At 45.0% G+C, this 12,968-nt stretch carries 1 protein-coding gene; it reads right to left on the minus strand.

Features of this window, described 5'->3' with window-relative positions; genetic code table 11:
* Positions 1-154 precede the first annotated feature (154 nt).
* Positions 155-12,766, minus strand: a complete 12,612-nt coding sequence (locus AC1B0Z_RS00600) for a M14 family zinc carboxypeptidase (protein ID WP_483793543.1) — start codon at positions 12,764-12,766, stop codon at positions 155-157.
* Positions 12,767-12,968: the final 202 nt, after the last annotated feature.

A 12,968-nucleotide genomic window follows, 5' to 3' on the forward strand; every position in this document is an offset into this window, starting at 1 on the left:
CAAATATAATCGATTAAATGCATTAACAAATAGCAAATATATGAAAATCAATTAGTTATAATCAACATGTTTTTGTATAATTTTAGAAGTTTTATATAAAAAATGAGGTTGAGCTTTCATCGAACTCAACCTCATTTATCTGTTAAATTTTTGATTAGAACTTTATTAGTTGTTTCATCATAGAGAATCCAGTTTCGGCATTTATTATTTTTACAATATATGGCGCTTGATCTAACTTATCTAAATCGCTTACGCTTATTTTGCTATTTGTACTTGAATATTGTCTATCTATAACTAACCTACCATTCATATCAAATATCTTAATACTAAATTCTACATTATTATAGCTGAGTGGTAATGTAATATAGATGTTATTACCAAACGGGTTAGGAGATACAGAAATATTTCGGAACTCTAATTTATCTCTATCTAATGTTGTTTGATCAGAACCGTTACAATCTTGATCTATGCCATCATTTGTAATTTCTGGAGCACCTGGAAAGATAGTGTTATCTGTGTCATCACAGTCTGGAGTTGCAGGTGCTGTTACCGAGTGATTCGCAGACGGTTGCTCACAAGCAGTTACTGAGGTTACACTTCCGAAGAAGGTATCGTTATCATTATCCACACCAATGTACCATGTTTGTCCAGGGAACTCATCGGCATCGTTATCGTCACAATCCGGAGTTGCAGGTGCCGTAATGCTATGGTTGGCAGAGGGTTGCTCACAAGCAGTTACCGAAGTTACACTTCCGAAGAAGGTATCGTTATCGTTGTCCACACCGATGTACCATGTTTGTCCTGGGAACTCGTTGGCGTCGTTATCATCACAATCCGGAGTTGCAGGTGCTGTAATGCTATGGTTGGCAGAGGGCTGCTCACATGCAGTTACCGAAGTTACACTTCCGAAGAAGGTATCGTTATCGTTGTCCACACCGATGTACCAGGTCTGTCCAGGGAACTCGTTGGCATCGTTATCATCACAATCTGGAGTTGCAGGCGCTGTTACCGAGTGATTCGCAGACGGTTGCTCACAAGCAGTTACTGAGGTTACACTTCCGAAGAAGGTATCGTTATCGTTGTCCACACCGATGTACCATGTTTGTCCTGGGAACTCATCGGCATCGTTATCGTCACAATCCGGTGTTGCAGGCGCCGTAATGCTATGGTTGGCAGAGGGCTGCTCACATGCAGTTACCGAAGTTACACTTCCGAAGAAGGTATCGTTATCGTTGTCCACACCGATGTACCACGTTTGTCCAGGGAACTCGTTGGCGTCGTTATCATCACAATCTGGAGTTGCAGGCGCTGTTACCGAGTGATCCGCAGACGGTTGCTCACATGCAGTTACCGAAGTTACACTTCCGAAGAAGGTATCGTTATCGTTGTCCACACCGATGTACCACGTTTGTCCAGGGAACTCGTTGGCGTCGTTATCATCACAATCCGGTGTTGCAGGTGCTGTTACCGAGTGATTCGCAGACGGCTGCTCACAAGCAGTTACTGAGGTTACACTTCCGAAGAAGGTATCGTTATCGTTGTCCACGCCAATGTACCACGTTTGTCCTGGGAACTCATCAGCATCGTTATCGTCACAGTCTGGAGTTGCAGGCGCTGTTACCGAGTGATTCGCAGACGGTTGCTCACAAGCAGTTACTGAGGTTACACTTCCGAAGAAGGTATCATTATCGTTGTCCACGCCAATGTACCAAGTTTGTCCTGGGAACTCGTTGGCATCGTTATCATCACAATCTGGAGTTGCAGGCGCTGTTACCGAGTGATTCGCAGACGGTTGCTCACAAGCAGTTACTGAGGTTACACTTCCGAAGAAGGTATCGTTATCATTATCCACACCAATGTACCACGTTTGTCCTGGGAACTCGTTGGCGTCGTTATCATCACAATCCGGAGTTGCAGGTGCTGTTACCGAGTGATTCGCAGACGGTTGCTCACATGCAGTTACCGAAGTTACACTTCCGAAGAAGGTATCGTTATCGTTGTCCACACCAATGTACCACGTTTGTCCTGGGAATTCATTAGGATCGTTATCATCACAATCCGGAGTTGCAGGTGCTGTTACCGAGTGATTCGCAGACGGTTGCTCACATGCAGTTACCGAAGTTACACTTCCGAAGAAGGTATCGTTATCGTTGTCCACACCAATGTACCACGTTTGTCCTGGGAATTCATTAGGATCGTTATCATCACAATCCGGAGTTGCAGGTGCTGTTACCGAGTGATTCGCAGACGGTTGCTCACATGCAGTTACCGAAGTTACACTTCCGAAGAAGGTATCGTTATCGTTGTCCACGCCAATGTACCACGTTTGTCCTGGGAACTCATCGGCGTCGTTATCATCACAGTCTGGAGTTGCAGGTGCCGTAATGCTATGGTTGGCAGAGGGTCGCTCACAAGCAGTTACCGAAGTTACACTTCCGAAGAAGGTATCGTTATCGTTGTCCACACCGATGTACCATGTTTGTCCTGGGAACTCGTTGGCATCGTTATCATCACAATCTGGAGTTGCAGGCGCTGTTACCGAGTGATTCGCAGACGGTTGCTCACAAGCAGTTACTGAGGTTACACTTCCGAAGAATGTGTCATTATCATTATCCACACCAATGTACCATGTTTGTCCTGGGAACTCGTTGGCGTCGTTATCATCACAATCCGGAGTTGCAGGTGCTGTTACCGAGTGATTCGCAGACGGTTGCTCACATGCAGTTACCGAAGTTACACTTCCGAAGAAGGTATCGTTATCGTTGTCCACGCCAATGTACCAAGTTTGTCCTGGGAATTCGTTGGCATCGTTATCGTCGCAGTCTGGTGTTACAGGTGCTGTTACCGAGTGATTCGCAGACGGTTGCTCACAAGCAGTTACCGAAGTTACACTTCCGAAGAAGGTATCGTTATCGTTGTCCACACCGATGTACCATGTTTGTCCTGGGAACTCGTTGGCGTCGTTATCATCACAATCCGGAGTTGCAGGTGCTGTAATGCTATGGTTGGCAGAGGGCTGCTCACATGCAGTTACCGAAGTTACACTTCCGAAGAAGGTATCGTTATCGTTGTCCACACCGATGTACCAGGTCTGTCCAGGGAACTCGTTGGCATCGTTATCATCACAATCTGGAGTTGCAGGCGCTGTTACCGAGTGATTCGCAGACGGCTGCTCACAAGCAGTTACTGAGGTTACACTTCCGAAGAAGGTATCGTTATCGTTGTCCACACCAATGTACCACGTTTGTCCTGGGAACTCGTTGGCGTCGTTATCATCACAATCCGGAGTTGCAGGCGCTGTTACCGAGTGATTCGCAGACGGTTGCTCACATGCAGTTACCGAAGTTACACTTCCGAAGAAGGTATCGTTATCGTTGTCCACGCCAATGTACCAGGTCTGTCCTGGGAACTCGTTGGCGTCGTTATCATCACAATCCGGAGTTGCAGGTGCTGTTACCGAGTGATCCGCAGACGGTTGCTCACAGGCAGTTACAGAGGTTACACTTCCGAAGAAGGTATCGTTATCGTTGTCCACGCCAATGTACCACGTTTGTCCTGGGAACTCATCGGCGTCGTTATCATCACAGTCTGGTGTTGCAGGCGCCGTAACGCTATGGTTGGCAGAGGGCTGCTCACAAGCAGTTACTGAGGTTACACTTCCGAAGAATGTGTCATTATCATTATCCACACCAATGTACCATGTTTGTCCTGGGAACTCATCGGCATCGTTATCGTCACAATCCGGTGTTGCAGGCGCCGTAATGCTATGGTTGGCAGAGGGCTGCTCACATGCAGTTACCGAAGTTACACTTCCGAAGAAGGTATCGTTATCGTTGTCCACGCCAATGTACCACGTTTGTCCTGGGAATTCGTTGGCATCGTTATCATCACAATCCGGAGTTGCAGGTGCTGTTACCGAGTGATCCGCAGACGGTTGCTCACATGCAGTTACCGAAGTTACACTTCCGAAGAAGGTATCATTATCGTTGTCCACGCCAATGTACCAAGTTTGTCCTGGGAACTCGTTGGCATCGTTATCATCACAATCTGGAGTTGCAGGCGCTGTTACCGAGTGATCCGCAGACGGTTGCTCACAAGCAGTTACTGAGGTTACACTTCCGAAGAATGTGTCATTATCATTATCCACACCAATGTACCATGTTTGTCCTGGGAACTCATCGGCGTCGTTATCATCACAGTCTGGTGTTGCAGGCGCCGTAATGCTATGGTTGGCAGAGGGCTGCTCACAAGCAGTTACTGAGGTTACACTTCCGAAGAATGTGTCATTATCATTATCCACACCAATGTACCATGTTTGTCCTGGGAACTCATCGGCATCGTTATCGTCACAATCCGGTGTTGCAGGCGCCGTAATGCTATGGTTGGCAGAGGGCTGCTCACATGCAGTTACCGAAGTTACACTTCCGAAGAAGGTATCGTTATCGTTGTCCACGCCAATGTACCACGTTTGTCCTGGGAACTCGTTGGCATCGTTATCATCACAATCCGGAGTTGCAGGTGCTGTTACCGAGTGATCCGCAGACGGTTGCTCACATGCAGTTACCGAAGTTACACTTCCGAAGAAGGTATCATTATCGTTGTCCACGCCAATGTACCACGTTTGTCCTGGGAACTCGTTGGCATCGTTATCATCACAATCTGGAGTTGCAGGCGCTGTTACCGAGTGATCCGCAGACGGTTGCTCACAAGCAGTTACCGAAGTTACACTTCCGAAGAAGGTATCGTTATCGTTGTCCACACCGATGTACCAAGTTTGTCCTGGGAACTCATCAGCATCGTTATCGTCACAATCTGGCGTTGCAGGTGCTGTTATAGAGTGATTCGCAGACGGTTGCTCACATGCAGTTACCGAAGTTACACTTCCGAAGAAGGTATCGTTATCGTTGTCCACACCGATGTACCAAGTTTGTCCTGGGAACTCATCAGCATCGTTATCGTCACAATCTGGCGTTGCAGGTGCTGTTATAGAGTGATTCGCAGACGGTTGCTCACATGCAGTTACCGAAGTTACACTTCCGAAGAAGGTATCGTTATCGTTGTCCACGCCAATGTACCACGTTTGTCCTGGGAATTCGTTGGCATCGTTATCATCACAATCCGGAGTTGCAGGTGCTGTTACCGAGTGATCCGCAGACGGTTGCTCACATGCAGTTACCGAAGTTACACTTCCGAAGAAGGTATCATTATCGTTGTCCACGCCAATGTACCAAGTTTGTCCTGGGAACTCGTTGGCATCGTTATCATCACAATCTGGAGTTGCAGGCGCTGTTACCGAGTGATCCGCAGACGGTTGCTCACAAGCAGTTACTGAGGTTACACTTCCGAAGAATGTGTCATTATCATTATCCACACCAATGTACCATGTTTGTCCTGGGAACTCATCGGCATCGTTATCGTCACAATCCGGTGTTGCAGGCGCCGTAATGCTATGGTTGGCAGAGGGCTGCTCACATGCAGTTACCGAAGTTACACTTCCGAAGAAGGTATCGTTATCGTTGTCCACGCCAATGTACCAGGTCTGTCCTGGGAACTCGTTGGCGTCGTTATCATCACAATCCGGAGTTGCAGGTGCTGTTACCGAGTGATCCGCAGACGGCTGCTCACAGGCAGTTACAGAGGTTACACTTCCGAAGAAGGTATCGTTATCGTTGTCCACGCCAATGTACCACGTTTGTCCTGGGAACTCATCGGCGTCGTTATCATCACAGTCTGGTGTTGCAGGCGCCGTAATGCTATGGTTGGCAGAGGGCTGCTCACAAGCAGTTACTGAGGTTACACTTCCGAAGAATGTGTCATTATCATTATCCACACCAATGTACCATGTTTGTCCTGGGAACTCATCGGCATCGTTATCGTCACAATCCGGTGTTGCAGGCGCCGTAATGCTATGGTTGGCAGAGGGCTGCTCACATGCAGTTACCGAAGTTACACTTCCGAAGAAGGTATCGTTATCGTTGTCCACGCCAATGTACCACGTTTGTCCTGGGAACTCGTTGGCGTCGTTATCATCACAATCCGGAGTTGCAGGCGCTGTTACCGAGTGATTCGCAGACGGTTGCTCACATGCAGTTACCGAAGTTACACTTCCGAAGAAGGTATCGTTATCGTTGTCCACGCCAATGTACCAGGTCTGTCCTGGGAACTCGTTGGCGTCGTTATCATCACAATCCGGAGTTGCAGGTGCTGTTACCGAGTGATCCGCAGACGGCTGCTCACAGGCAGTTACAGAGGTTACACTTCCGAAGAAGGTATCGTTATCGTTGTCCACGCCAATGTACCACGTTTGTCCTGGGAACTCATCGGCGTCGTTATCATCACAGTCTGGTGTTGCAGGCGCCGTAACGCTATGGTTGGCAGAGGGCTGCTCACAAGCAGTTACTGAGGTTACACTTCCGAAGAATGTGTCATTATCATTATCCACACCAATGTACCATGTTTGTCCTGGGAACTCATCGGCATCGTTATCGTCACAATCCGGTGTTGCAGGCGCCGTAATGCTATGGTTGGCAGAGGGCTGCTCACATGCAGTTACCGAAGTTACACTTCCGAAGAAGGTATCGTTATCGTTGTCCACGCCAATGTACCACGTTTGTCCTGGGAATTCGTTGGCATCGTTATCATCACAATCCGGAGTTGCAGGTGCTGTTACCGAGTGATCCGCAGACGGTTGCTCACATGCAGTTACCGAAGTTACACTTCCGAAGAAGGTATCATTATCGTTGTCCACGCCAATGTACCAAGTTTGTCCTGGGAACTCGTTGGCATCGTTATCATCACAATCTGGAGTTGCAGGCGCTGTTACCGAGTGATCCGCAGACGGTTGCTCACAAGCAGTTACTGAGGTTACACTTCCGAAGAATGTGTCATTATCATTATCCACACCAATGTACCATGTTTGTCCTGGGAACTCATCGGCGTCGTTATCATCACAGTCTGGTGTTGCAGGCGCCGTAATGCTATGGTTGGCAGAGGGCTGCTCACAAGCAGTTACTGAGGTTACACTTCCGAAGAATGTGTCATTATCATTATCCACACCAATGTACCATGTTTGTCCTGGGAACTCATCGGCATCGTTATCGTCACAATCCGGTGTTGCAGGCGCCGTAATGCTATGGTTGGCAGAGGGCTGCTCACATGCAGTTACCGAAGTTACACTTCCGAAGAAGGTATCGTTATCGTTGTCCACGCCAATGTACCACGTTTGTCCTGGGAACTCGTTGGCATCGTTATCATCACAATCCGGAGTTGCAGGCGCCGTAATGCTATGGTTGGCAGAGGGCTGCTCACAAGCAGTTACTGAGGTTACACTTCCGAAGAATGTGTCATTATCATTATCCACACCAATGTACCATGTTTGTCCTGGGAACTCATCGGCATCGTTATCGTCACAATCTGGCGTTGCAGGTGCTGTTATAGAGTGATTCGCAGACGGTTGCTCACAAGCAGTTACCGAAGTTACACTTCCGAAGAAGGTATCGTTATCGTTGTCCACACCGATGTACCACGTTTGTCCTGGGAATTCGTTGGCATCGTTATCATCACAATCCGGAGTTGCAGGTGCTGTTACCGAGTGATTCGCAGACGGTTGCTCACAAGCAGTTACCGAAGTTACACTTCCGAAGAATGTGTCATTATCATTATCCACACCGATGTACCATGTTTGTCCTGGGAACTCATCGGCATCGTTATCGTCACAATCCGGTGTTGCAGGCGCCGTAATGCTATGGTTGGCAGAGGGCTGCTCACAAGCAGTTACTGAGGTTACACTTCCGAAGAATGTGTCATTATCATTATCCACACCAATGTACCATGTTTGTCCTGGGAACTCATCGGCATCGTTATCGTCACAATCCGGTGTTGCAGGCGCCGTAATGCTATGGTTGGCAGAGGGCTGCTCACATGCAGTTACCGAAGTTACACTTCCGAAGAAGGTATCATTATCGTTGTCCACGCCAATGTACCACGTTTGTCCTGGGAACTCGTTGGCATCGTTATCGTCGCAGTCTGGAGTTGCAGGTGCTGTTACCGAGTGATTCGCAGACGGTTGCTCACATGCAGTTACAGAGGTTACACTTCCGAAGAAGGTATCATTATCGTTGTCCACGCCAATGTACCAAGTTTGTCCTGGGAATTCGTTGGCATCGTTATCATCACAATCTGGAGTTGCAGGCGCTGTTACCGAGTGATCCGCAGACGGTTGCTCACAAGCAGTTACTGAGGTTACACTTCCGAAGAATGTGTCATTATCATTATCCACACCAATGTACCATGTTTGTCCTGGGAACTCATCGGCGTCGTTATCATCACAGTCTGGTGTTGCAGGCGCCGTAATGCTATGGTTGGCAGAGGGCTGCTCACAAGCAGTTACTGAGGTTACACTTCCGAAGAATGTGTCATTATCATTATCCACACCAATGTACCATGTTTGTCCTGGGAACTCATCGGCATCGTTATCGTCACAATCCGGTGTTGCAGGCGCCGTAATGCTATGGTTGGCAGAGGGCTGCTCACATGCAGTTACCGAAGTTACACTTCCGAAGAAGGTATCGTTATCGTTGTCCACGCCAATGTACCACGTTTGTCCTGGGAATTCGTTGGCATCGTTATCATCACAATCCGGAGTTGCAGGTGCTGTTACCGAGTGATCCGCAGACGGTTGCTCACATGCAGTTACCGAAGTTACACTTCCGAAGAAGGTATCATTATCGTTGTCCACGCCAATGTACCAAGTTTGTCCTGGGAACTCGTTGGCATCGTTATCATCACAATCTGGAGTTGCAGGCGCTGTTACCGAGTGATCCGCAGACGGTTGCTCACAAGCAGTTACTGAGGTTACACTTCCGAAGAATGTGTCATTATCATTATCCACACCAATGTACCATGTTTGTCCTGGGAACTCATCGGCATCGTTATCGTCACAATCCGGTGTTGCAGGCGCCGTAATGCTATGGTTGGCAGAGGGCTGCTCACATGCAGTTACCGAAGTTACACTTCCGAAGAAGGTATCGTTATCGTTGTCCACGCCAATGTACCAGGTCTGTCCTGGGAACTCGTTGGCGTCGTTATCATCACAATCCGGAGTTGCAGGTGCTGTTACCGAGTGATCCGCAGACGGCTGCTCACAGGCAGTTACAGAGGTTACACTTCCGAAGAAGGTATCGTTATCGTTGTCCACGCCAATGTACCACGTTTGTCCTGGGAACTCATCGGCGTCGTTATCATCACAGTCTGGTGTTGCAGGCGCCGTAATGCTATGGTTGGCAGAGGGCTGCTCACAAGCAGTTACTGAGGTTACACTTCCGAAGAATGTGTCATTATCATTATCCACACCAATGTACCATGTTTGTCCTGGGAACTCATCGGCATCGTTATCGTCACAATCTGGCGTTGCAGGTGCTGTTATAGAGTGATTCGCAGACGGTTGCTCACAAGCAGTTACCGAAGTTACACTTCCGAAGAAGGTATCGTTATCGTTGTCCACACCGATGTACCACGTTTGTCCTGGGAATTCGTTGGCATCGTTATCGTCGCAATCGGTGTTGTCAGCAACATATCCTGCAGGCTGTGTTGCCGCATCTTGTGTCACGGCAGGATTTCCAAAGGTGTCATTATCAGAGTCTTGATACCAAGTTGTTAGGCTGTTACTGATAATATTTATAGTATAATCTTCATATTCACCATATCTATAGTTTTCACATGGATCAGTATCGTGGTCAAAATTTAGAGTAACGCGCATTCTGGTTTGCCCTAGGACAGCATTTGCTGGCACATTGATGTTGCCTGTTATTAGCGTATTCATATTTTGAGAATCCGAAATAATAGTTTCTCCAGAATCATCTAAAATACCATTTTGGTTAAAATCTATCCAAACAAAAGTAGAAACGTCGTAATCTGTACTGTTATAAGTTTTGTTAGCCGTTATGCTTATTGGATTTGAGGAGCTTCCAGCTATTAAATCTGTCTGTAAATTTGTAAAATCACCATAGCCATTAGCACTTTTTGCTGTTGTATTATCAATTGTGCCTACGTTAACATTTGTTATATTAAAGGCGTCTGGTGTATTTGATATTGTTGGTAAACAATAAGTAATTGCAGTTGTAGTAAAATTAGTTGATGTTGTATAAGCTGATGTGCTACCTCCACACTTGTTGCGAACCTGAACTTCATAATCAGTAGAGGCGCTGAGCCCAGAAATGGAATAACTTGCTGTTGAAATGTCTAAGACTTCAGTCCAAGTACCAGAGCTGATTTCTTTATATCTTAAATCGTATGCTGAAGAAGGAATATTATCCCATGAGATCGTAGCACTAGTGGCTGCTATATTTGATACATTAAGATTGGTAGGTATAGATATAACGCAAGGTATTTGAATGTCTAGAATTTTAAAATCATCAAAAATAAAGCCATCAAAAGTAGTTGTGAGATCATCCTCTCTATTATTTCCGTCTGTTTTAAATCTGAAACGGAATTGAATATTATTTTGTCCAATTAAAAAACTATTATCATCATTATTAATTAGTATTTCTTCCATTACCCATTTGTCCATACTGTCACCATCGTATACAATAGTTCCATTATTAGACTGATGTTGTTTATAGATATTTGCATTTTTAGCTATATGAAAATTGGTTAAAGGTGTTGCAGCGGGTTTATTATAGCGTCCACACAACGCTGTCCAACTTCCACCACCATTGGTACTGGCTTCAAGCTGTACCATGTCGTAGTTTCTCTCTAAATCCCATTTCGCATAAAATTGCACTAACGCTTGATTAGAACTAGATAAATCTATCGATTGATTTAATGTGATAGTCTTGTTTTCGTCATTTACATAAGCACCAGATGGCGAATCTGTAATCGCTACAGAGCCTAAATAAGAGTCTCCAGTAGTTCCCCACGTACCACCAGATGTTGTCCAGTTTGAGGTATCAGTATCATTATCTTGAAATAAAACTGTTGGTTGATAATATTTTACATAATTGGCACGGTATATAATAAAATCATCGTTGCTAAGTGTAACTTGAAATTCAATTTCATCATTTGGTTGAATTCCAGCATTTAAGGTGTACGGTACTGTTAAATCTCTTTGCTCCAATTTTGTCCATCCTGATTGTACCGATGGCGACGTCATAGAAGTAATGTTGGAAGAAACTGGTGTAACCGTAAGTGTGATATCGTCATAGGTTTTACCCAAGTATTCTACCCCAAAGGTTAAATTTCCTGAAGTGGAATTAATATCACTAGTATTTAAATCATGAAGTTTGGCGAATTTTCCAGAATAAAGTACAGAAAGGTAATTCATTCTCAGGGCGCGTCTTGCAATATCAACGATTAAAGTTGTTGTTGGCCAAAAATCATCTCCGTTTTCTGGAGCAAAAGCTAAAACATCTTTACCTGAACCACTACTTGTTTGCCCTCCTGATGTTACTGCAGGTCCACCAAGCATCCAGTCGTTCACATCACCATTGGCTTCATACAGTGTATTTGGTGCAGAACCATAAATATATCTGTTGTGATGTGTTAAATCATGACAGATTTTAGCATATTCATCTTCTCTACCTGAATCTGCAGCTGTTGATTCTCCATTGTACGAAGACGTTACTATAGAGTTTAGTCCACCGTGATGGTTTACAGCTACTTTAATATCGTGAGCCGTAATAAATTCTTGCACGATTTGTGTTTCTGGTTCAGATCCAGCTGAAGGTCCTCTGTAAGTATGACTAGTTGTGTTAGGAGAGGATCCTGCATCGTCCCATCCCCAATAGTAGTTAAAGTTTCTGTTTAAATCTACACCCCTAACATCGTTATTTGAGTTTGTAGTACCATTATCAGCAACTCCAGGTCTTAAGTTTTTTCGTTGCAAGCCACCTCCACCTGGAGCGATTACTTCGTTCCAGCGATACCCATCAGGATTACTGATAGGTATTATGTATATTTCTTGATTATCAACAATATTTTTTACAAAAGGGTCGGTACTGTAGTTTTCCAATAAATACCACATAAAGTAAAAGGTATTCATAACACTACTAATCTCTCGGGCGTGCATAGCCCCTGTAATTAAAGTTTCAGGTTCATTAGCTTCATCCGTGTCGGGATTATCAGAAATTCTTACATAATACACTGGTTGTCCTGCCCATGTAGTTCCGCCAGTTGAGTTTCCGTGAGTAACTGTTCCCGAGGTAGAGGCATCTGTTCTTACGGAAATAAGATTTGGGTACATAGAGCGCATCAAATCAAGTTCAGCATATGCTTCACTTAATGTTAATGCTCCACCCATACTACCTAGTTTGAAGTTTGTAGGTTCTATCCAATCAATTTCATCGCAGTCATCATGTTGTGTTGGGTTATCAACCAGACTACTTTTTTTACTTAATGTTTTGCTAGCTCTTTTTGCAGCAGCTATTTGTTGGGCTTGCCTTAACTCTTCTTGTGCTTTGGGTAGATCTCTTGCGTTTCTTTCACTATAATATGTGGTTAAATCATCAATTAGAACATTGTAAGTTATGCCACTGTTATCTAAAAGTTGCAATTCAGCATAACTAAGTTCCATCAATAAGTTGTTTTTGACAAACTTTGGACCACAGGATAAATCGATTCCTGCCTCTTTAATGTTTTGCAATGTAATAATAGAGGGATTAGGTATAGATATTCTTTTTGGTGTTTGATTTGTTACCTGAGAGAAACCATAACTGATAAATAAATTGAAAATAAGAAGTATTCCAATTTTTTGGTAGGTAGTTTTTTTCATTAGATTTAGGGGTTAATGAATTATGGGCGCTAATATAGTATAATACTTAACAAAACTCCATGAAAAGCATAAAAAATCGATGAAATACAATAATCTAGCAGAATATTCAGCAATAGAGGTTTCGCCTTTCTTTAAAAAAATATGTCTTTTTCATTTGATAATGAGCTGATTGAGTATTTTTATTCTATGAATATGATAGAAA

The sequence above is a fragment of the Hyunsoonleella sp. J2K-J805 genome (assembly GCF_057167125.1).

Bases quoted from the DNA above. Each gene is read 5' to 3' on its own strand.
- AC1B0Z_RS00600 (WP_483793543.1), bottom strand. From the start codon at position 12,766: ATGAAAAAAACTACCTACCAAAAAATTGGAATACTTCTTATTTTCAAT.